Source organism: Allomuricauda sp. ARW1Y1, assembly GCF_013407935.1.
Taxonomy (GTDB): domain Bacteria; phylum Bacteroidota; class Bacteroidia; order Flavobacteriales; family Flavobacteriaceae; genus Flagellimonas.
The window spans coordinates 172,746-194,806 of record NZ_JACBZU010000001.1; the positions used below are offsets into that span (position 1 = coordinate 172,746).

The window sequence follows — 22,061 nt, forward strand, 5'->3', positions numbered from 1 at the left end:
GATTATACATGTTCGGTAGGGTTTGACTACCGATTCGTGGGGCATCTTAAATCATTGGAGGCTTTATAAGCCTTGGGGTATAGTGATAGGTATATAGGTCTACATACTGGACTGTATGTATTTCATGATTCTTTTCAGGACTCATACTGTAGCTGGGAAGAACTACAAAAAACACCAAAACCTCTTCCCAACCTATAATGGGCATGGGTTCATCATCTTCCGATTGTGCTTGGAGCATCTGCGCCAACATACATTTTCCATCGCAATTGAGTTCCGGTTTATCCTTGTTCTCGCAGAGTTGTTCAATAAAGCCTTCCCTATCCAAACTATAGTAAACATACATGGACGAAAACCGTAGGTTGCTAATCAGTATCATACCGATGAACAACAAGGCAATGCCAATTTTGTTGATGGTCCTATGTTGGGAGCTAGACTGCACTTTTTGCCTTTTGACGTAAACTTTTTAGCAAAATTAGGTACTCTTTGTATTCCCTAATGTGATAAAAGTCACATTTCGTCTTTTTTTAGGATAAAAATGTCTTTTTTTGTTTTATCTGTTCTGAAACCCAAAATTGTTCATTATTAACATTTATTAAAGTTCCCTTACTCTTTGGCTAAGCAATTCCTGTTTATTTTTGTGTTCAAATTCGAGATCATGAAAAAATTTGTTTCCTATTTGGCTTTGGCCTGTCTATTGATCAGCACCTCCTGCAAAGAGGAGAAAAAGGCCCCCGAGGGTCCTACACAAATGGAAAAGGTGATGGCCATCCACGACGAGGTGATGCCCAAAATGAGCACCATTGGTAAATTGGTCGGTGAGCTTCGACCTAAGGTTGATTCTACAGAAGTTGGCCAACAGTACGAAGAAGCTATGAAGGATCTGCAAGACGCCAACACTGCCATGATGGATTGGATGAAGGAGTTTGGTGATCGGTTCAACCACGACGAAATCATGAACGGCAAAGAACTTTCCGTAGAAAAGCAACAACTACTGGACGAGGAAGAGGAAAAAGTGAAGGTGGTAAAGGAAAAAATCAACGGTAGTATTGAACGTGCCCAGGCCCTGTTGGCCAAGGATACGTTGCAATAACTATTCCTTCCATCGCAGGCTTTCCATAATCCTCCGGATATCGTTTTGGAGGTACATGGCCGCTGGCAGTATGGAGTCGTAGTTCGGTTTGGCGTAAAAATACAGTGACCCAGTCACAAAATGATCGGTACTGTCGGTCACATAAAATTGTGATTGGGAGGCGGCGTTGCCACTCACTTCGTAGAACATGCCATACACTCCATCTTCTTGGTTGATAAAGGGTTGTTCCACAATATTATCGGCCTTCACCACGTGTTCGTACGACAATTTTTGGGCATCTACCAGTAAGGTGTCCAAATTTCCTTGAACGGGCTTATAGGTTAGGTAAATGGATCCTTTCATCATGGGATAGTCCAGTACAAGGGAACAATCCTTGTTTTCCTTGATATTGGACAGGCTGTTCTGGTCGAAGGTGTACACACAATCAGTATCCGCGGTTTGGTAGTCGGCCGTCGGATACTCCAATCGGAGCATGGCTTTCGGTTTGGGCAGTACCTCCTCCTTACAACCAATCGAGAATATGGCGAGCGCCAAAAATAGGAACATCTTATGCTTCATGTGGTAAAGTTACTTTAATACGTTTTAATCGTTTTTTATCCATGCTTTCCACTACAAACAGATAGTCCTTGAAAGGTACTTTTTCCCCGATTTTAGGAAAGCTACCTGAAATTTCCAGCACGAATCCGGCAATGGTCTCGGATTCCCCTTTTTGACTCTCAAATTCGTTCTCCTCCTCTATTTTGGCCACGCGGTAGAAATCCTTGAGGGCGGTTTTGCCATCGAACACAAAATTGTAATCATCCAATTTAGAAAAGACCAAATCTTCATCATCAAACTCATCGCTGATATCTCCCACGATTTCTTCGATGATATCTTCCAAGGTAACGATTCCAGATGTACCTCCGTACTCATCCACCACAACGGCCAAGTGGTTCTTCTTATCCTGAAATTCCAAAAGCAGGTCGTCCAGTTTCTTGTTTTCGGGAACAAAATAGGGTTCGCGTATCAACGACATCCAATTAAAATTCTTTCTTTCTATGTAGGGCAACAGATCTTTGACGTACAAAACCCCAAGCACGTTGTCCATATTTTCGGAAAAAACTGGGATTCGGGAATAGCCATTTTCTTTTATTTCTTCCATCACTTCTGGAAACTTCATTTTTTCGTTGAGCGCAAAAATATCGATGCGTGGGCACATTACCTGCTTGGTATCGGTATTCCCGAAGGTAACGATGCCCTCGAGAATCTTCTGTTCCTCTTTGGTGGTGTCCCCTTCGGAGGCCAGTTCGAGCGCTTGGGATAGATGGTTGATGCTCAGGTTGGATTTTTTCTTGCCCAATTTGTCTTCCATAAAAAGGGTCACGGATCGCATGGGTGAGCTCAAGGGAGTGAAGATATAGTTGAGCACCTTAAGCGGCACGGCTATGAACTGGGAAAACTGCACCCTATTGCGGTTCGCATAGATTTTTGGTAAAATTTCACCAAACATCAATATTAAAAAGGTGGCCACTACCACTTCCAACAAAAAGCGGAGGGTGCCATCGATTTCTGCAAAAATGGTATTGCCGATGGAGCTAAAAAGCAATACTATCCCAATATTGATGGCATTATTGGTAATCAAAATGGTCGCCAATAACTTTTTCGGCTTTGCCAGTAGCTCCACGATCAATTTGCTTCGGGACGAATTGCTTTCCTGCATTTCGTTCACATCGGTCTGAGATAGGCCAAAAAGGGCCACCTCTGCTGCCGAAATAAGGGCTGAGCAGGCCAACAACAGCACTAGCACAACTATTTTAATGGTAAAGACTCCACTAAAAGTGGAAAGGTAAAATGCCAAACTATGGGGCTCGGGATCCAATGTAGTATTGCTTTAAACTTTGTATTTAGAATGGTAGGTCATCATCCTCTTCGGTATCTTCCATGGGTGCGGTCGAACTTTGGCCACCCGCAGGTTCTTGGTAATTGGAAGGCGACGAACCGGATGACTGTGCATTGGCCATACTCTCCTTTTTAGTGGTCAAAAAGGTAAAATCCTGTACATGCACTTCGGTAGTGTACCGCATATTGCCATCCTCTCCTTGCCATTGCCTGTTTTTTAAACGCCCCTCCACATAGACTTTGTCCCCTTTACTGAGGTATTTTTCACAAATCTCGGCGGCCTTATTGCGGACCACAATGTTATGCCAATCCGTATTGGTGACCCTCTCCCCAGTTTGCCTATTGGTATAGGTTTCGTTGGTGGCCAAAGGGAATCTGCCAATACAGTTTCCTCCTTCAAAATAGTGCATTTTCACTTCGTCTCCCAAATGCCCGATCAGCATTACTTTGTTCAATGTTCCGCTCATATCTCTTTAATTTGTCAAAAGTACTAAATTTTAAATGTCTTGATAAAATCAGCTATCAAAACCGGTACGGGAAAATCATCGATTTTTTTCCACGGTATTCCTTCCTCTAATATATGGGAAGTTTTTAGGATCCAAAACTGTGTATGCAAATGTTGATGTGAAAGTTTGTGAATGATGGGTTCATTATTATATAAGGACAGTGTCTCAATTTCTAACGGGGTTTGGTTCACTTTCATTTTTTCTTCAATTTCTCCATCCTCCAAAGGACCATCGGTTTCTAGGAGTGGAAATTGATACAGGTTTTGCCATATACCCTTGCCCTTGCGTTGCTCCAAAACGGTATTCCCATTTCCATCCAACCATACCAAATAATTAAAGTACCGGTTCCGCACCTTGGTCTTGTTCAGTTTTATGGGCAGTATGTCCACCTTGTTCTCCTTAAGGGCCACACAACTTTCCTGCAACGGACAAAGCAGGCAGTAAGGTTTTTTGGGAGCACATTGTATGGCACCAAACTCCATGATGCCCTGATTGTAGTCTCGAATGTTCTCGGCATCCATCACCTCTCTGGCCAACTCCTTAAAATAGGTAATGCCTTCGGTACTATTAATAGGAAGATCTACGCCAAAATATCGGGAAAGTACCCGGTACACATTTCCATCCACAACAGGTTCGGGCACATCAAAACAAAAAGAGGCTATGGCACTTGCCGTATAGTCGCCTACTCCTTTTAATGTTTTAAGTTCTTCATAGGTATGTGGAAACTGACCATCAAATTCGGTAACAACCATTTTGGCTGTGGTATGGAGATTACGCGCCCGGGAATAATATCCCAGCCCCTGCCACAACTTCAGCACCTGTTCCTCTGGAGCTTCTGCTAAATCGTAAACCGTAGGAAATGTTTCTACAAAATTCAAATAATAGGGCATCCCTTGGGTCACTCGTGTCTGTTGAAGTATAATTTCCGACAACCAAACCCGGTAAGGGTCACGGGTTTGTCTCCACGGAAGATCGCGTTGATGTTCACGGTACCAATTCAGGATTTTTGGGGCAAAACTCATGGATGAAAGTAATAAAGCCCAAATGTATCAGTTTATATACTTAAAATTAAAGGGTTAAAGGGAAAGATTAATTATAATGTTTATATTTGCAAGCCGAAAAAAATTAGAAAATTAATAAGACGAAATGACGAAAGCAGATATTGTAACTAGGATCTCGGAGAAACTAGGTATCGAAAAAGGAGATGTGCAAGCGACAGTGGAATCCTTTATGGAAGAGGTAAAATCATCCTTGGAGAATGGTGATAATGTTTATTTAAGAGGTTTTGGTAGTTTTATCATCAAAACCAGAGCGGAAAAGACAGGTAGAAACATCTCTAAGAACACTACCATCAAAATTCCTGCGCACAATATCCCTGCATTCAAGCCTGCCAAAGTATTTGTGGAAGGCGTTAAGACCAACGTACAAGTAAAATAATATAATTAACAACACTAAAGCAAGAGCATATGCCGAGTGGAAAGAAAAGAAAAAGACATAAGGTAGCGACGCACAAGCGTAAGAAGCGTAGAAGAGCTAACCGACACAAGAAAAAGTAGTTGTTTCAACTACTTTTTCGTTTTACCCTATTACGTTCTTTGACATAGAGATTCAAGCAACGAATTTCAATCGGTTCGAAAAATGACCGATTCCATATATTGTTTAATCATTTGTCCCGAAATTGATTGTGGGACAAATAAAAATCGATTCAGGTGAATAGAGAATTAATCGTAAGATCTACTCCTGAAGCAGTCGATTTTGCCTTACTAAAGGATGGAAAATTAGTAGAATTACACAAAGAAGAAGACAATAACAACTTTTCCGTAGGGGATATCTTCCTAGCCAAAATCAGAAAACCCGTTACTGGCCTAAATGCAGCATTTGTCAATGTAGGTTATGAAAAAGATGCGTTCCTGCACTATCACGACCTGGGCCCGCAACTGTCTTCCATGTTGAAATTCATCAAAAAGATTAGAACGGGAAAACTCCGCGAGTACTCCCTAAAAGATTTTCCATTTGAAAAAGACATTGACAAGAATGGCAGCATCAACGATGTGTTGAAGGCCAATCAGTCACTATTGGTACAAATTGTAAAAGAACCCATCTCCACCAAAGGACCACGAATCAGTTCCGAGCTTTCCATAGCCGGTCGTTACTTGGTCATGGTGCCTTTTTCCGACCGGGTCTCGGTATCCCAAAAAATAGCGAGCAAAGAAGAAAAGGACAGGCTTATACGTCTTGTAAAGAGTATTAAGCCCAAAGGATTTGGAGTTATTATCCGTACCGTTGCAGAAGGCAAAAAGGTTGCTGAACTGGACAAAGATCTACAGAACTTGTTTTCCAAATGGACAAACATGTGCAAGAAATTGTACAAAGCGCCCCATCCATCCAAAGTATTGGTGGAACTGAACAGGGCATCATCCATCCTTCGGGATGTATTCAACGATTCCTTTACCGGAATTTATGTTGATGAAGAAACGCTTTACAACCAAATTAAGGATTATGTGCACGAGATTGCACCAGAGAAAGAATCCATTGTAAAGCAGTACACCGGTTCGGCCCCGATTTTTGAAAAATTCGGGATAGAGCGTCAAATTAAGACCTCATTTGGCCGAACAGCATCCATGAGCCGAGGGGCTTATCTTGTTATCGAGCATACCGAAGCATTGCACGTTATTGACGTGAACAGCGGCAACCGCTCCAACAAGGCCAAAAACCAAGAAGATACCGCACTCGAAGTCAACTTATTGGCAGCAACCGAAATTGCACGACAATTACGCTTGCGCGATATGGGCGGAATCATTGTGGTAGACTTTATAGATATGACCAAAGGTGACCATCGACGCAAATTGTTCGACCACCTAAGGAACGAAATGAAGGACGACAGGGCGAAACATAAAATTTTGCCCCCCAGTAAATTCGGACTTGTCCAAATTACAAGGCAAAGGGTCCGTCCCGAAATGAACATCAAAACCAGTGAGGAAAACCCGAACGTATCGGGTGCCGAAGTGGAAGCTCCCATTGTTTTGATCGATAAGATCCAAGCAGATTTGGAGCGAATCCTTAAACCGGACCGCAAAATCAACGGCATTGTATTGAACATACATCCTTTTATTGCGGCATACCTAACCAAAGGATTCCCATCCATTCGTTCCAAATGGTTTAAAATGTACAAGAAGTGGATTAAAATCCAACCTAGGGATGCCTATACATACCTAGAGTACCGTTTTAAGGACAAGGACGGTAAAACCATAAGACCATAACAAAAAAGCGACCCCAAACCGGGTCGCTTTTTTTGTTTTTACCAGTTACTGGCAAAATCCTATTTTTGATACTCAACATCCCTACCATGAAAAAAACACTCTTCGTACTACTAGGTCTATTTGTTTTGGCGTGTGCTCCCCAAACCCAACAGCCACTGACCGATATTTTACAAGACTCCCCGAACATATCAGGTAAAGAAGATTATTTGGAATCCCCTTTTGTTGCCGCGGGAGACAGGGTGTACATGGTGGGCCACCAAGACGGTAGTTTCCCTCCTTTGGGCTGGCATATCAAGGGAGAGATGGGAGGTATTTGGAACCATCCCATAAAACTGATGGACGGTTTTGAGGCACAATTGATCACTGAGCAAGGAGTGCTTCCTCTTGAAAATGCATCAACCTTTACCAACTACCCCTACGCCAATAAACACACCTATACTTTTAAAAATGAAGGACTGCTTATTGAACGAGTTCAATTTGTACCCGATGGAAAACAGGGCATATTCGTTCAGTTTATCCTCAAAAATAATGGAGAAGACAACTTTGAGGGGGAGTTCAACTTCGTAGGGCACTCCAACTTGAGGCCAACCTGGTTGGGAGAACGTTCCAACATGATCGATTCCAAAGATTCGGGCTCTTTTGAAGAATCGCATTGGGTGGTGAAAGACAGTATCAACCCTTGGTACACTGTGTTTGGATCTGATCAAAACCCCCTTACTTCTGAAACCCTTTCCGATTCCCTTAAACCCAATGGAGCATCCCACTCACTCACCTATGCGGTGACTATTCCTGCCAAATCGGAAACGACCCTAAATTTTTCCATTGCTGGATCCTATCATTCGAAAGAAGAAGCTATCAGTACTTTTCTTGATATTTTGACCGACCATCACGACATGGCAGCGGAGAAAAAACTTCGCTATGAACAATTGGCCCAACAGTCCAAACTGACCATCCCCGACAAACAATTGCAAGAGACCTTTGAATGGCTGAAGTACAACTGTGATTGGCTGGTGCGCACCGTTCCCGAGATAGGCACGGGCATTGGTGCCGGGATTGCAGACTACCCTTGGTGGTTTGGGGTGGACAGTGAATATGCCCTAAAAGGTTACATGGCCGTAGGCCAAGATGATATCGTGGAACAGACCATACAACTTTTGGACAGCGTTTCCATGGCGGTAAACGGCAATGGTCGGATTTTACATGAGATGTCTACCAATGGCGTCGTCTTCAATGAAGGCAACATCAACGAAACCCCTCAGTTTGCCTCCTTGATATGGGAGATTTACAAATGGAACGGCGATAAAACTTTTCTGGCGAAGTACTTTCCAACCATACAAAAAGGACTAAAATGGCTTTTGGAAGCCAATGATGCCGACAACAACTTGTTCCCAGACGGTTTTGGCATGATGGAAATTCATGGTCTGGACAGCGAAATGATCGATGTGGCCTCCTACACCCAGCGCGCTTTCTCCGATGCCGCCCTGATGGCCTTGGAACTTGACCAACCTGAACTAGCCAAGGAATATCGCGAAGTGGCGGATGAATTAAAGGAAAAAATCAACACCGAATTCTGGTCGGAAACCTTTGGGTCCTATGCTGATTTTATAGGGACAGATGCACAGGCACTTCGATTGATAGAGGATGCCTTGGTTAGAGCGGACACCTTGAACAAACCATGGGCCGTAGAGGAACTTAAGGCAACTAGGCAAGAAATTTTGAAAAACCCATCCAACAAGGCAAGGCCATTTGTGCTATATCACAATTGGGTAGTGAATACGCCAATGGAAATGGGAATTGCCGACAGTACCAAGGCGATTACAGCTTTGGACAACGCCAAAAAATTTACGAATCCCTTTGGTATGTTCGTAACGGGAATCGACCGTGATGAGACCGCTGGGGAGGACGAAGGCTCGTTCCAAGGCAGCAAGGTGTTTTCGTATACGGGAGCCGTAATGACCTTGCCCACCGGCGTACAAGCCGTAGCTGAAAATAATTATGGCAGACCGGACCAAGCCTTGGACTATTTAAAGCGGATGTCACGTTCCTTTAGCTATGCGCTTCCCGGCAGTATTTACGAGGTTTCACCAGATTATGGGATGATGACCCAGGCATGGAACATCTATGCCTTTGCGGTTCCCATTGTGAACCAATTTTTTGGTATCAAGCCCATGGCGCACCAAAAAACAATCATTATAGAGCCGCAAATGCCAAGTGAGTGGGACAACGCCTCTCTCGAAAATGTCAAGATTGGGAATAACCTTATTTCGGTGTGGCATAGCACATCGGAAAATGGGCATCAAATCAAAATCACACAAACACAGCCCGATTGGAAAATTGAAGTTGTTTTACCAGATATTGGCTACACCGTGCAGGAAGGCAACCCTCAAACTGAAACCAAAAACGATAAAACCGTATTTACGTTTACCGAACCCTCTATGATTATTGGAAAAAATTAGGATGATGGCCACGTACGAATCCCCAAAAAAATATTATTCGGTTCAGGAAGCTACGGCTAAAATGGAGCATTATTGCGCCTACCAAGAACGTTGCCACAAAGAGGTGATGGACAAACTGAAGTCCATGAACATGATTCCTGAGGCCATCGACCAAATTGTGGGACATCTTATCCAAGAAAATTACCTGAACGAGGAACGCTTCGCCAAAGCTTTTGCCCGAGGTAAATTCCAAATCAAAAAATGGGGTACGAACAGGATTGTTCGGGAACTTAAGTTTAGGGATATTTCTACATACAACATCAAAAGTGCCTTGGCAGAAATCCAGAACGAAGATTACCTAAAAACGTTTGATGAATTGGCCAAAAAAAGGTTGGGTCAAATCAAGGAGACCAATCCGTTCAAAAAAAAGAAAAAATTGGCCGATTATCTGCTCTATCGGGGTTGGGAAAGTCACTTGGTCTACGAAAAAGCGAACGAACTCGTGAAATAGGTTCAGTTCTGCAGCAATAGTTTTTGGGTGCGCTCCACGGCCTTTTCATTCTTCCAATCAATCCATTCCTGCCCTTTGATTTTGCGCATCAAATTATCAAAATGACGCATCACGAAGATGTTATAGATCGCCCTGCCCAGGTTTTTGGGTTTTCTGGCGATGGCCCTTAGGCTCATCGAAAAACCAGGGGTCACATATTTCATATAATGCCAGTACCCTTCAGGGATGTACAACACATTTCCGTGTTCCAAACGGGTTACATGTCCCTTGGCATGTTGTAACGCTGGCCATTGTTCCAAATCGGGATTGGCAAAGTCGATATCCTCCCTCGTGATCAAGGAGTGGGGCACCTTGTACAAAAACTTGGTTTCTTCCTGAGAAAAAAGAATACACTCCTTCTTCCCTTCAAAATGAAAGTGAAAGATATTGGCCAAATCAATGTCATAGTGCATGAAGGTGTAGGAATCCTCACCTCCAAAAAAGAGCATGGGCAGTCCTTTCATCAGCCGAAGTCCAAAATCGGGATAGGAAAAATCCTTTTGCAATTCGGGGACTTCCTTTAAAATATTCCAGAGAAATATCCGGTATTTGGTAGGGCCAGTTTTTAGAAGATCCACATAATCCGCCATTTTCATTTTGGCATGTGGTTCGTTAAAGCCTTCGTCGTGCTTCACAGGGCGGTCATCGTACAAAGGAACTTCCTTGTGACCCGCAATTTCTTTCATGTAGTCCAAACTCCATTTGGAATACGCTGGCCAATCCTCAATAAACCGTTCGATGACCACCGGTTTTTGGGGCTTGAAATAGTTTTGGAGAAACGCTTCCTTGGAAAGGGTCTTCTCCCGAGGTATCTGTTCAAGATTCAGCTTCAAAATTTCAAGGAATTAGCAAAAGCTAAATTACGAAAACGTTTTGAAATGGTTACGAAAACCCATCCTTTTGAGACTGGCCTGACTTATACTGGGATACTTCGTTTGGTGCTATTTAAAACTATAGCGCAAACCAAATAATACATTGCTTGGCGGCATTGGAACAAATCCTGCTTCTATGTAATCCGCATCGAAAATATTGCTTGCGGTAATGGTAAACTCTGCCTGCTTTACTTTGATTCCCAACGAAGCGTCCCAAACATTATAGGTTTGCCCTGTAGTCCGTTCTGCATACTTATAGATGATATTCTGGCGCACATTTTTAAACAGTTGGGTACTCAAGCGAGTGGTATATTGATGCTTCAGCGTATTTAAAGAGTAACGGGATAGTTCCTCATTTTGATCTAAAATATTGTCATCTAAAAACGCATAGCCCACACTTAAGGTTTGCGTAAAATCCTTGAACAAAAAATTATAGGCAGCGTCCAATTCCAAACCTTTGGTATTTACCTCTGTAATATTGGTTGCCACAAATACATCCTCAGAAACATCGTTTCTGATATAATCTATAAGATTATCCGCGTCTCTATTGAATACAGCGATACTGGCGTTAACTTTAGGCGTAGTATACTTTAGACCAAATTCCTGTGCAAATGCTTCTTCTGGTTCCAAATTTTCGTTACCACTGGAAACAGGGTCATTGTAAAACAAATCGGTATAAGTGGGTATGCGATAGGTATAACCAATATTCCCATATATCTTAAAATTATTGGTAAGGCTATACCCTATATCCAAACCAGGAAAGGCACGGAATTTAAAATCGGAAAAGTAAGTTAGCGCCACACCCGGAGTAATATCCAACTTGTTATCCGCTATACTAAAGCGATGCTCCAAAAACACATTCGACATGAAACGGTTTCGATTGCCCAGGTTATTACTTCTTAAATAGATTTTAGAAAATTCCACTCCAAAACCAGTAATTCCCAATTTAGAGGCATAAGAAGCATTGGTTTCCACGCCAATCTTATTGGAAATATGCATGTTTCTGAAAAAACTGGGGTCATTTCGTCTCAAGAGAAACAAGTCTTGGTTACGTTTCCAATAGAGTCTTGGCTGTATTTTTAGGTTATTTTTCTTGAAGGTGGTAGATAACGCCAAAAGACTATTTTGGGTTTCCTCGTACTCGTTAAATGTAGGATTGGTGGTGTAAAAGTTCTCAGCCCCAAAATTACGCTCCAAGAATGAAGCTGTCAATATAATGGGCTGCGCATTTTTATTAAAAGTGCTTTTTAAAAAGTAATTGGCATTATCGTAATCCGAGTTATTTCTATATCCTTCGGAGGTTACCCTTCCCACATGTATGATATGCGAAGAGTTTTCCTTATCCACCCCTGCAGTTACGCTACCATTTAATTGACCAAAAGAACCCGCTTCCACATTTAAGGAAACGGAATTGTTCAAACTCTTCTTTGTAATGATATTGATGGCGCCCGTGAAGGCGTTTTGTCCAAAAACCCGAGCTGCTGGACCTTTTATAATTTCTATCCGTTCGATAACCTCTAAGGGCAAAGCTGCGTTCATGGTGTGGTGACCCGTTTGCGGATCGTCCATTTTAACGCCATCTATAAGCAATAAGGTTTGGTCAAAACCACCACCTCGTATGTACAAATCAGCTTGGCTACCCCCTGTACCGCGCCTTCTAATATCTACACCTGCAACTTGTTGCAATAAATCCGCTACATTAACCGCTGCACTGTTTTTAATTTGAGCGGAGGTTACAATGTTTATGGTTCTAGAATTTTCCTTGAATGGAAGGTTGATTCGGTTGGCGATCACTACAACTTCGCTCAACGAATCTATCTTGACAGTATCGTCTTCTTGGGCTTGTACTTGAAAAGCACCAACTAGGAGCATCGTAGAAAGTAAAATTAACTTCTTCATTATTTTGAGCTTGTAACGTATGTTTTTAAGTCGTTTCCATTAGAACTGCAAAAGTCCTAACTTTCCGGACGATTAAACTAGTCCACTTTTAAAATAATGAATAGTCCGGTTTTAGATTTGTTGACCCAGCTTGTATCCATAGATAAGTCTATTGTACAGCCTGTGTATGTGCAAGTGGCACAGCAAATCATGAACGCCATTCAGAGAGGGTATTTGGAAAAAGGCAGCAAATTGCCGGGTACCCGGATTTTAAGTGAGTTATTGAACGTTCACCGCAATACTGCTGTGGCCATCTATGATGAATTGGCCTCGCAAGGATGGGTAAACATTATTCCCAACAAAGGAACTTTTGTGGTGGTGCCAGAAGGTTCCGAGGTAAAGATCAAGGCAAATACACAGCATATTAATCAGGCATACCAGTATCCCATAAGTCCGGGATTTCCATTCCAACAATCCTTTAATTTAGCATCTACCAGAGAGGAGACCACCGCCAAATATTCTATAAATGATGGTAAGCCCGATTTAAGATTACATCCTGTGCACCAATTTTCCAGGTGGTATAGCGCTGCAATGAAACGAAAACCATTGATCAACAAATGGAATAGAACAAGCGCCTTGGTTCCTTCAGTTTTTAGCAAACAACTTTGCAATTACTTAAATGCCACCAGGGGCTTTCATATCAAACCAACCAATTTATTGAATACCCGGAGCACCGAAATGAGTCTGTATATAGTTTCGCGGGTACTGATACATCCGGGCGATTTGGTACTGGTAGGACAACTGAGCAATTACGTGGCCAACATGATATTTCAACAAGCAGGGGCAAAAATAAAAACAGTACCTGTAGATGATGAGGGAATGGATGTGGGCTATATCAAAAAGCATTGTGTACATGGGAAAATTCGGTGTATTTATGTTTGCTCCAATCGGGACTACCCTACCACCATCACCTTAAGCACCAAAAGAAGACTGCAATTATTGGAATTGGCCAAAATCCATGGTTTTGCCATAATTGAGGACGATTTTGACCATGATTTTCAGTTTGAGGGTTCTTCGATGTTGCCCATGGCCAGTGCAGATGCCAATGGTAATATGATTTATTTGGGCAAACTGGGACAATCTTTATTTCCGAGTTTTCATACTGGGTTTGTCGTGGCACCCGAACAGGTCATTACAGAGGCCCATAATTACTTGCAATTATTGGACACCCAAGGCGACCTCATACAGGAACAAATGCTATCCGAACTGATATCCGAAGGTGAAATATACCGGCTCACGAAGAAAAATATAGTAACCTACAAACAACGTAGAGATGCGTTATGCACTTTATTAAAAGAACATTTTGACGATATACTTGATTGGCAAATACCCTCTGGAGGACTTGCCCTATGGCTGCGATTTAAAAATCCCATATCTCTGGTAAAACTAGCCGAAGAGGCTGAAAAATTGGATTTATTCCTGCCAAAAACGATTCTCTATCAAGATAAAAATACCTGCGCCATACGTTTTGGTTTTGGCCATTTAAGCGAGGAAGAGCTTAAAATCGCAATGGAAAAGTTAAAACAAGCGTACCATCAGTTGATCGCTGCATAAAATAAAAGAGACCGTTTAAAAATGGTCTCCCTAAACATTCAAATTTATATCTTGCACAGAGGATAATAAATGACCAAAAAAGCTGAATACCACCGTGCTTAAAAAATTACGTTCCTTAAGGTATCAAGACCTGGACTGGAAAACAGTCGTCTTTGTTTTGGTCGTAGTCTCAATTTTCATCCGTTTCCCTTTCTTTTTTAGGGATTACGTGGACCGGGACGAGAGCACTTTCATTTTGATGGGACAATCTTGGGTGAACGGGTATTTGCCCTACACCCAATTGTGGGACCTGAAACCACCGATTACATTTCTCTATTTTGCCATCATCATCAAAATTTTCGGGAAAAGCTTCTTTGCCATTCGTTTTTTTGGTTCGTTGTTGGTTGGGCTTACCGCCTTATTTACCTACGGTATTGCATCAAAAATCACCTCAAAAAAGATAGCCTTTTGGGTGGCGATATTCTGTGTTTTTTTTCAAAGTCTGTTTGGCAGTTTGCAAGGAGTGATGTCGGAGCACATTTGTACTTTCTTTTTTGTGGCAGCGCTCTTCATTCTGTTCACCAAAGAGGATAGTAAATGGTTTTTTACGGCCGGACTCCTGTTGGGGCTTTCGGTAATGAGCAAGCTCAACATGGCCTATCCCGTTTTAAGTTTGGGCGTTTTTTACCTCTGGGAGGGATTTCATACCAAACGGCTTTGGATAAATTTGAAACATCTGGTGTTCATGGGAGTCGGCTTCATGGTAACAGTTCTTTGTACACTACTCCCCTATTATCTTCAAGGAATTTCAGACGTTTGGTGGAAATCCATTTTTGAAGCGCCTTTGGCCTATTCTAAGGGGAAATTTCATTCACCATGGAAAACCTTGCCTTACGTTGGAACCATTGCGCTCTTGTTGGGTGGTATTTACTATTTTAAGTGGGCGGATTGGAAATCAAAAGGAATACAACTGTTAACCATTGTAGTTGTTGGAATATTGTTTTCGTATGTTCAAGCAGGGAAAGTGAACGGGCATTATCTCATCCAACTATATCCATTTATTTTGATTCCCTTGGGCATGGCCGGGAGCAAACTACCTGTGATTCCGAAAAAGTTTAGCCCGATTGTTATCGTACTCCTTATTTTGATTCCGATGGAATCCTATTTGGAATATGGAAACATTGTTTCCAACAAGTTGAAAAAGGGCTCCTTTTACAATGGGGAAGGGATAGACGTGCCAAGGTATATTTTGGACCATAAGCTGGAAACAGAAAACATCTTCTTTACGGAATACCATATTGGGTATTGGCAGTTGGATGAATTGCCTCCGACCTCAGCCGCAACCCACCCTAGTAATATTGCCCGCGAAGAATTGTTTCCCTACATGAACAATCCCAGTAAATCAGGTCTTGAGGAACTACAATACATCATGGAGGTCATTCAGCCCAAAATCGTAGTAGCTAGAAAGGGAAAACGCATTTTTTACGAAAAATTAGTCCAGTACAACACCTATATCGACGCCTACTTGGCCCAACATTACGAGTTAAGGGCTACCGTAGACCGTGGGCTTATTTACCAGCGATTAGAGTGATGATAAAGCTCCCTCAACAACAGTAGAAATCACGGTTTTAACTGCCGCTGTTGAAATTCCAGTCGCAAATACGTTCAACTTGCCGGGCGTGTAATAAAGTTACAGTTCATACATTGATACTTCCTGGGCTCAAAAAACGGGAACAATTTATAGAAGACATTGCTACGGGAATAATAAATTTCGGATTTGGTCGCCTTGCAATTGGGGCATACCACTGGATTGCCAAATTCGTCCGTGGCGTAGTTGCGCACTTCGTCAAAAATTTCCTTGGCCCGTTCCCTATCGGTGGAATAGACTTGGAGCTTGACCCCACCAAGGGCCGCACTGATTAATGGGTCGGAATTAATGGTAGCCTCGTCCCTTAAAAAAACAGGGATGCCTTCCGCTTCCAATTTTCCCTTAATGACCACGGCATCGGCAGGAAACTCAAACGTACCCAATGTGTGAAATTCTGTTTTCATGCTTCCTTATATTTTTGACTTATGGCAGCCCCTTTGTTATTTCTTCCTTCGTACTAAAACGTACAAACAATATGGCAATCGCTCATTTTCTTGTTAAAATAGTCGATTTTTTCAAATAGCTGCCAAAAAGTTTCTCCTTCCCACAAATCTAGCACTTACGCAGATTAAACCGTATCTTGGTTGCTCTTAAACCTTTGCCAAAAATGAGATTTACCCTTACTTTTTTCGCTCTATGTGTTGGGCTATTCATAAATGCCCAGACCAATACCTATCACATTTCCTTTGAGAACGCCGTACACCACGAGGCCGTCATTCAAGCCACTTTTCCCAACTTGGCAGAGGAGACTGTGGAATTCCGGATGAGCCGTACCTCTCCAGGTCGCTACGCACTCCATGAATTTGCCAAGAATGTATATGATTTCAAAGCCACGGACAGCAAAGGGAAAGCTTTAAAAATTACCCGTCCCAATCCCTATGCATGGGAAGTCAGCGGGCACGATGGCACCATCAACATAAGCTATATTTTGTTTGCCAATCGGGGCGATGGTACTTATTCCCAAGTAGATGAAACCCATGCTCACTTGAACATTCCAGCTACCTTTATTTTTGCTCCCAAACTGAGCGAACGCAACATCGAAGTAACGTTCGACCTCCGCGAGGATTTAGATTGGAAAGTGGCCACCCAGTTGCCTTTGGTATCTGGCACCACCTATTCCGCCTCCAACCTCCACTATTTTATGGACAGTCCTACGGAAATCAGCAATTATATGCTTCGCTCTTTTGAAGTAGATGGGAAGACCATCAACCTTGCGCTGCACCATAACGGTACCGAAGCGGAAGCAGACGAATATTTTGAAAAGGTGAAAAAGGTCGTTATGGCCGAGAAAGAGGTATATGGCGAACTGCCCGATTTTGATTATGGAAGCTACACCTTTTTGGCCTGCTACATTCCCAATGCTTCGGGCGATGGCATGGAGCATCGGAACTCTACTATTTTGACGAGCACCCGTAGCTTGGCCAACGGAGGCATGGAACGTAACATTGGGACGGTTTCGCACGAGTTTTTTCACGCATGGAACGTGGAGCGTATCCGCCCAAAGACCTTGGAGCCCTTTAATTTTGAGGAAGCCAACATGAGCGGTGCACTTTGGTTTGCCGAAGGATTTACCAGCTATTACACCGGTCTTATCCTGTGCAGAGCAGGGCTTTCCTCACCTAAAGATTATGTAGAAGGATTGGCCGGAACTTTTAATTATGTTTGGAACTCCCCGGCGCGACAATTCTTTAATCCCATGGAGATGAGTTTTCAGGCCCCTTTTGTGGATGCTGCTACGTCTGTAGATCCAGTCAACCGGGAAAATATGTTCATTTCCTACTACTCCTACGGCAGTGTTTTGGGCTTGGCCCTGGACCTTTCTCTTCGCGAAAAAGGATTGAATCTGGATGATTACATGAAATTGGTTTGGAACAAATACGGAAAACCAGAAATTCCCTATACCATTCAAAATTTACATGATGCGTTGAATGCGTACGCAGGCAAAACTTTTGGCGACGACTTCTTCAACCAGTATATCTACAAAAGTGATATGCCCGACTACAAAAACTTAATGACCTCCGTTGGTGTGGTTTTGGAACAGCCTGAAGCCTCGGCCTATTTTGGGGCCTATGTTTCGATAAATCCTGATAAATCGGGTTATATGATTCTCAGGAACACGAAAATCGAAAGTCCAGCGTACAAAGCCGGGTTGGACAATGGTGATTTGATTTTAAGCATCAATAACGAACCTTTTCTGGAAGAACAGTCGTTTGATGACTACTTGAAACAATTTGCTTTGGGCGAACCATTAGAGGTGAAATTCACCCGTTTTGGAGAAGAAAAAACCACCGAAATAACCTTGACCCCCAGTCCAGATTATGTCTTTAGTTTGATGGAGGACAAGGATGAAATACCATCCAAACAAGTCCTGGAGCACCGCAAAGCTTGGCTCAAAGTGAAGTAAATGATCATTTACAGGCAAGCAAAAACGGTGAGGGAGCTGGAACAGATTCTGGACCTTCAGCAGCGTAACTTACCCAAAAATATCAGTAAAGAAGAAAGGGAGAAAGAAGGATTTGTGACAGTGGAGCATGATTTAGATCTCCTTAGAGCCATGAACGCTATGTGTGGACACATTATCGCGGTGGATGAACAGGTTGTTGTAGGCTACGCACTTTGCATGCACCCCAATTTTGCAGATGCCATTGAAGTACTCCGACCCATGTTCCATGAAATCGAAAAAGTGCTTGGGCCTAAGGACAATTACATGGTGATGGGTCAAATTTGTGTGGCCAAGAGTCATCGGAGACTAGGTATTTTTAGAAAGTTGTACCGAACCATGAAGGAAAAATTGCCGAAAGGCTTTGACAAGGTCATTACGGAAGTGGATGGCAAAAACAGGAGGTCCCTTGAAGCACATAAAGCGGTTGGATTTAAGCCTCTAACTATTTATCAAACTGGTGAACGGGAATGGTGTATCTTACTCTTGGAACGCTGACCTAAAGAAACCTTTCAAAAAGCCAGCTTGGCCTGCAATAATTCATCGTGATGATGAGTTATACTAGTGGTTTCAAACTAGGTTTGAAACGGTTAAAATTCCTCAACCTTTATTTTACGGAACGCTTGAATATCAAACATACCCATTAAAAATGGGTTCTAGATTAACAGTATAGCGGATATGAAATTCATATTTTTAAAAAAGCGAAAGTTTTGGTTGCGGTTGATCATTATCTCCATCCTATTGCCCACAATGTTCTTTGGGGCTTTGTTGCTCTATATCCATAAGGCGCAAAAAGACATCATACAAGACCAGATATCCGCGCTCAATGCACAGCACGAGGGTCGTATTGCTTTGGCTGATTCCAAGTTGTCCTTGTTTGGCAACTTTCCGTACATCTCCATGAAGTTGTACCATCTTCAGATTTACGAGAACAAAACCGAGTCCGCTCCATTGATTGCAGAGGTGGACAATCTCTATGTCGGCCTAAATCTTTGGGATATCGTACAAGGAAACTACGACATTCAGTCGCTACGGGTTAAAGAGGGAGTTTTCAATCTGGTGATGCATACCGATGGTACCAACAATCTTCAAAACGCGCTCCAAAGTGCCAGCGAAACCGAAGAAGTCGAACCTTTCCACATACATCTGAAAAAAATCAAACTGGAAAAACTAGATATCCACAAGTTGGACGAAGCTACAAACATGGATATTGAAACCTTTATCCATAAGGCCGATGGCGGATTCCAGTGGGGTGATGGCCTCATCAATGCACATATGGAGACCGAGTTTCTGTTAAATATCTTCGACAACGGAAACCAGACCTATATCCATAATAAAGATTTTAAGCTCAATACCGATATCAACTTCAATGAAGAAACAGGCGTTCTTCAGATAAAGCCGTCCAGTATTACCATGGAGCATGGCGACTTTGAATTGGATGGTTCACTGGAAACCAAAAACAACATGAACATTGACCTAAAGGTCAAGGGAACCAAACCCAATTTTGATGTGTTCATCGCGTTTGCTCCGGATGACCTTATCCCAGTTTTGGAACGGTACAAAAACCAAGGGAACATTTACTTTAACGGCGTGGTACAAGGGCCGCTCAAGGATGGAAAGATGCCTTTTATTGAGGCTGAATTTGGTGCCAGTGAAGCCTTTCTCGAAAACACCAAGGAGCGAAAGCGCATCAACCAAATGGGGTTTAATGGGTATTTCACCAACGGGAAAGATCGTAGTTTAAAAACCATGAAATTTTCCTTGGCCAATATGAACGCAAAATTGGAATCGGGAAATTTTTCGGGCTCCATTATGGTCGAAAACTTTGAGCAACCTGAGGTGGATATGCGATTGGATGTGGATTTCAATTTGGCATTCATGACCAAGTTTTTAAACCTTACCGAAATTGAAAATGCTTCGGGGAATGTTTCACTAAAGATGAATTTTCATGACGTTATAGACCTGGACAATCCCGAAAGTGCGCTTAGCGACCTGAATCAGGCGTACTTCAGTGAGCTCAAAGTAACCAATTTAAGTATTGCGTCATCCAATATGCCGGCTCCCCTAAAACAACTTGATGTGCATCTTATTATGAAGGGCAAACAGGCGACTATGGACACCTTCAATATATCCATGGGCAATTCCGACCTTTCCATGACCGGTTATATTTCGGACTTGCCATCCATCGTACACCATACAGAGACACCTGTAAAAGTGCATCTGGATCTTCAATCGAAAATGCTCGACCTTGCCGAATTGACGGGATACTCTGCGACAGCAAACAAGGGCATCAATGAACAGATTACCAACTTAAGTGCTGGCTTTTCCCTTGTTGCATCCGCTAAAAACTTTACGGAAACCGAGCATTTGCCCAAAGGTGAGTTCTTCGTGGACAGCCTGTATGCAGAACTCAGACACTACCCCCACCGATTGCATGATTTTCATGCGGACGTCCTCATTGATGACAAAGATCTTAAAATAGTGGATTTTATCGGAGAGATAGACGATTCCGATTTTCACTTGAACGGATTGGTCCACGACTACCGGTTTTGGATGAAGGATACGCTCAATGGGGATGTAGACCTCGATATCACCTTGGCATCAGACCTATTACGACTAGAAGATTTGTTCTCATACAACGGTGAAAATTATGTCCCTGAGGAATACCGACATGAAGAATTTGAAAACCTGACCATGCACATCAATTCCAGTATGCATTACAAGGATTCGGCATTGCATTCCATTGACTTGGATGTGGATAGATTGGATACCAAAATGCACCTACATCCCATGCGGTTTCAGGATTTCAACGGTCGCATACATTACGAGGACGAACAGTTGGTCATCGAAAATCTACATGGCCAAATTGGAAGAACGGTTTTTGACGTAAGCCTCAACTATTATTTAGGGCAGGACCAGAGCATTAAAAAACGCGATAATAGTTTAACGCTGAATGCCAACTATATCGATTATGACCAGCTTTTCAGTTTCAATACCGCAGCCCCAACACCAAAAAACAACTTGGAAATCGATTCCAGCACCGTATTGAAACATGCAACAGCATTCAATATTTATGAATTGCCTTTTACCGATATGCAATTTGATGTCCGCGTAGGGCACTTTATCCGCAATCGAATCGATTTTAAGAATATCAATGCCAGTTTGCGCACCACACAAGACCATTATGTATATGTGGACACCTTGAGCATGGAGGCTGCCGGTGGACAGTTTAATCTGTCGGGGTACTTTAACGGTAGCGACCCAAAGCAAATTTACCTGAGTCCCAACCTAACACTTAAGGATGTGGATTTGGACCAATTGTTGTTCAAGTTTGAAAACTTTGGACAAGACCATCTGGTATCAGAAAATTTGCATGGAAAGGTTTCATCACAGATTAAGGGGAAAATCAGGGTTTACCCCGATTTGGTTCCCGATCTGGACGAATCGGAAATACACATGGAAGTTCAAGTACTCAACGGACGTTTGGTGAATTATAAACCCATGCTTATGCTGTCCGACTATATGGGGGATAAAAACCTGAGAAATGTCCGGTTCGATACCCTTCAGAATCGTTTGGACATTACCAAAGGAAAGATGACCATCCCCGACATGACCATTGAATCTACCCTCGGACATATGGAGCTTTCCGGCACCCAAGATATGGAGCAGAATATAGAATATTACGTCAGAATCCCATGGAAAACCGTGAAAAGGGCAGCAGTATATAAGTTGTTCGGCAATAAAAAGGACAAGGACTCCATTCCCACAGACGACAAGATTATTGAAGTGGACCCTACCAAGAAAATTCGCTACCTCAACTTAAAGATCCACGGGAATATCGACGATTATAAAGTTTCTTTGGGGAAGGATAAATAGCAATTTTCATTCTATCTGTCATTTTACCAATACTT

18 protein-coding genes are annotated in these 22,061 nt (G+C 42.5%); 10 read left to right on the top strand and 8 right to left on the bottom strand.

Translation table 11 applies throughout. The annotated features are described in order from the left end of the window. Nucleotides 1-46 precede the first annotated feature (46 nt). A complete protein-coding gene (locus tag GGE08_RS00755) occupies nt 47-439 on the bottom strand; it encodes a hypothetical protein (protein ID WP_179383010.1) in 393 nt (130 codons plus the stop codon). A 216-nt stretch (nt 440-655) separates the two neighbouring features. Here GGE08_RS00755 and GGE08_RS00760 point away from each other — a divergent pair, with 216 nt between their 5' ends. Continuing rightward, nucleotides 656-1,090 carry a hypothetical protein gene (locus GGE08_RS00760; protein ID WP_179383011.1) on the top strand — a complete coding sequence of 145 codons (435 nt, stop codon included), beginning with the start codon at nt 656-658 and terminating at the stop codon, nt 1,088-1,090. Here GGE08_RS00760 and gldD read toward each other — a convergent pair whose 3' ends face one another. Genes gldD through mutY form a run of 4 tightly spaced genes read right to left on the bottom strand, consistent with a single transcriptional unit; the run spans nt 1,091 to nt 4,496 of the window. Continuing rightward, nucleotides 1,091-1,648, bottom strand: a complete 558-nt coding sequence (gldD, locus tag GGE08_RS00765; RefSeq protein WP_179383012.1) for a gliding motility lipoprotein GldD — start codon at nt 1,646-1,648, stop codon at nt 1,091-1,093. Continuing rightward, nucleotides 1,638-2,948 carry a gliding motility-associated protein GldE gene (locus tag GGE08_RS00770; RefSeq protein WP_179383013.1) on the bottom strand — a complete coding sequence of 437 codons (1,311 nt, stop codon included), beginning with the start codon at nt 2,946-2,948 and terminating at the stop codon, nt 1,638-1,640. The genes gldD and GGE08_RS00770 overlap by 11 nt, the downstream gene beginning before the upstream one ends. Before the next feature lie 25 nt (nt 2,949-2,973). After that, nucleotides 2,974-3,435, bottom strand: coding sequence for a single-stranded DNA-binding protein (locus GGE08_RS00775; protein ID WP_179383014.1), 462 nt, complete (start codon nt 3,433-3,435; stop codon nt 2,974-2,976). 23 nt (nt 3,436-3,458) lie between these two features. Further along, nucleotides 3,459-4,496 carry an A/G-specific adenine glycosylase gene (gene mutY, locus GGE08_RS00780; RefSeq protein ID WP_179383015.1) on the bottom strand — a complete coding sequence of 346 codons (1,038 nt, stop codon included), beginning with the start codon at nt 4,494-4,496 and terminating at the stop codon, nt 3,459-3,461. Nucleotides 4,497-4,620: 124 nt separating this feature from the next. Here mutY and GGE08_RS00785 point away from each other — a divergent pair, with 124 nt between their 5' ends. The 4 genes from GGE08_RS00785 (at nt 4,621) to GGE08_RS00800 (ending at nt 9,680) form a co-directional block, all read left to right on the top strand. After that, nucleotides 4,621-4,911 carry an HU family DNA-binding protein gene (locus GGE08_RS00785; protein ID WP_014032385.1) on the top strand — a complete coding sequence of 97 codons (291 nt, stop codon included), beginning with the start codon at nt 4,621-4,623 and terminating at the stop codon, nt 4,909-4,911. Nucleotides 4,912-5,183: 272 nt separating this feature from the next. Beyond that, nucleotides 5,184-6,734, top strand: a complete 1,551-nt coding sequence (locus GGE08_RS00790) for an Rne/Rng family ribonuclease (RefSeq protein WP_179383016.1) — start codon at nt 5,184-5,186, stop codon at nt 6,732-6,734. Nucleotides 6,735-6,820: 86 nt separating this feature from the next. Continuing rightward, entirely contained in the window at nt 6,821-9,190 is a 2,370-nt protein-coding gene (locus GGE08_RS00795; protein WP_179383017.1) for a glycogen debranching protein, read from the top strand. A gap of 4 nt (nt 9,191-9,194) precedes the next feature. Next, nucleotides 9,195-9,680 carry a regulatory protein RecX gene (locus GGE08_RS00800; RefSeq protein WP_409553421.1) on the top strand — a complete coding sequence of 162 codons (486 nt, stop codon included), beginning with the start codon at nt 9,195-9,197 and terminating at the stop codon, nt 9,678-9,680. 2 nt (nt 9,681-9,682) lie between these two features. Here GGE08_RS00800 and GGE08_RS00805 read toward each other — a convergent pair whose 3' ends face one another. Together GGE08_RS00805 and GGE08_RS00810 are read right to left on the bottom strand one after the other, a co-directional pair. Beyond that, nucleotides 9,683-10,552, bottom strand: a complete 870-nt coding sequence (locus GGE08_RS00805) for a cupin-like domain-containing protein (protein WP_179383019.1) — start codon at nt 10,550-10,552, stop codon at nt 9,683-9,685. A gap of 108 nt (nt 10,553-10,660) precedes the next feature. Then, a complete protein-coding gene (locus tag GGE08_RS00810; RefSeq protein ID WP_179383020.1) occupies nt 10,661-12,490 on the bottom strand; it encodes a TonB-dependent receptor plug domain-containing protein in 1,830 nt (609 codons plus the stop codon). A gap of 96 nt (nt 12,491-12,586) precedes the next feature. Between GGE08_RS00810 and GGE08_RS00815 the strand changes: the two genes are divergently transcribed. Together GGE08_RS00815 and GGE08_RS00820 are read left to right on the top strand one after the other, a co-directional pair. Next, nucleotides 12,587-14,083, top strand: a complete 1,497-nt coding sequence (locus GGE08_RS00815; protein ID WP_179383021.1) for a PLP-dependent aminotransferase family protein — start codon at nt 12,587-12,589, stop codon at nt 14,081-14,083. 94 nt (nt 14,084-14,177) lie between these two features. Next, nucleotides 14,178-15,653 carry an ArnT family glycosyltransferase gene (locus GGE08_RS00820; protein ID WP_313790876.1) on the top strand — a complete coding sequence of 492 codons (1,476 nt, stop codon included), beginning with the start codon at nt 14,178-14,180 and terminating at the stop codon, nt 15,651-15,653. A gap of 74 nt (nt 15,654-15,727) precedes the next feature. Here the strand turns inward: GGE08_RS00820 and GGE08_RS00825 are convergent, their stop codons facing one another. Continuing rightward, a complete protein-coding gene (locus GGE08_RS00825; RefSeq protein ID WP_179383022.1) occupies nt 15,728-16,114 on the bottom strand; it encodes a DUF2007 domain-containing protein in 387 nt (128 codons plus the stop codon). 203 nt (nt 16,115-16,317) lie between these two features. Between GGE08_RS00825 and GGE08_RS00830 the strand changes: the two genes are divergently transcribed. From GGE08_RS00830 to GGE08_RS00840, 3 genes are all read left to right on the top strand, one after another. Next, nucleotides 16,318-18,114 carry a M61 family metallopeptidase gene (locus GGE08_RS00830; protein ID WP_179383023.1) on the top strand — a complete coding sequence of 599 codons (1,797 nt, stop codon included), beginning with the start codon at nt 16,318-16,320 and terminating at the stop codon, nt 18,112-18,114. Then, nucleotides 18,115-18,648: a GNAT family N-acetyltransferase gene (locus GGE08_RS00835; RefSeq protein WP_179383024.1), complete on the top strand. Its 534-nt coding sequence runs from the start codon at nt 18,115-18,117 to the stop codon at nt 18,646-18,648. A 180-nt stretch (nt 18,649-18,828) separates the two neighbouring features. Then, a complete protein-coding gene (locus GGE08_RS00840; protein ID WP_179383025.1) occupies nt 18,829-22,026 on the top strand; it encodes an AsmA-like C-terminal region-containing protein in 3,198 nt (1,065 codons plus the stop codon). The last annotated feature ends 35 nt before the right edge of the window (nt 22,027-22,061 follow it).

Excerpts from the sequence above, each read along its gene's own strand:
- GGE08_RS00760 (WP_179383011.1), top strand. The coding sequence starts at position 656 with ATGAAAAAATTTGTTTCCTATTTGGCTTTGGCCTGTCTATTGATCAGC.
- gldD (WP_179383012.1), bottom strand. The coding sequence starts at position 1,648 with ATGAAGCATAAGATGTTCCTATTTTTGGCGCTCGCCATATTCTCGATT.
- GGE08_RS00775 (WP_179383014.1), bottom strand. The coding sequence starts at position 3,435 with ATGAGCGGAACATTGAACAAAGTAATGCTGATCGGGCATTTGGGAGAC.
- mutY (WP_179383015.1), bottom strand. The coding sequence starts at position 4,496 with ATGAGTTTTGCCCCAAAAATCCTGAATTGGTACCGTGAACATCAACGC.
- GGE08_RS00785 (WP_014032385.1), top strand. The coding sequence starts at position 4,621 with ATGACGAAAGCAGATATTGTAACTAGGATCTCGGAGAAACTAGGTATC.
- GGE08_RS00795 (WP_179383017.1), top strand. The coding sequence starts at position 6,821 with ATGAAAAAAACACTCTTCGTACTACTAGGTCTATTTGTTTTGGCGTGT.
- GGE08_RS00800 (WP_409553421.1), top strand. The coding sequence starts at position 9,195 with ATGGCCACGTACGAATCCCCAAAAAAATATTATTCGGTTCAGGAAGCT.
- GGE08_RS00810 (WP_179383020.1), bottom strand. The coding sequence starts at position 12,490 with ATGAAGAAGTTAATTTTACTTTCTACGATGCTCCTAGTTGGTGCTTTT.
- GGE08_RS00815 (WP_179383021.1), top strand. The coding sequence starts at position 12,587 with ATGAATAGTCCGGTTTTAGATTTGTTGACCCAGCTTGTATCCATAGAT.
- GGE08_RS00825 (WP_179383022.1), bottom strand. The coding sequence starts at position 16,114 with ATGAAAACAGAATTTCACACATTGGGTACGTTTGAGTTTCCTGCCGAT.
- GGE08_RS00830 (WP_179383023.1), top strand. The coding sequence starts at position 16,318 with ATGAGATTTACCCTTACTTTTTTCGCTCTATGTGTTGGGCTATTCATA.
- GGE08_RS00835 (WP_179383024.1), top strand. The coding sequence starts at position 18,115 with ATGATCATTTACAGGCAAGCAAAAACGGTGAGGGAGCTGGAACAGATT.
- GGE08_RS00840 (WP_179383025.1), top strand. The coding sequence starts at position 18,829 with ATGAAATTCATATTTTTAAAAAAGCGAAAGTTTTGGTTGCGGTTGATC.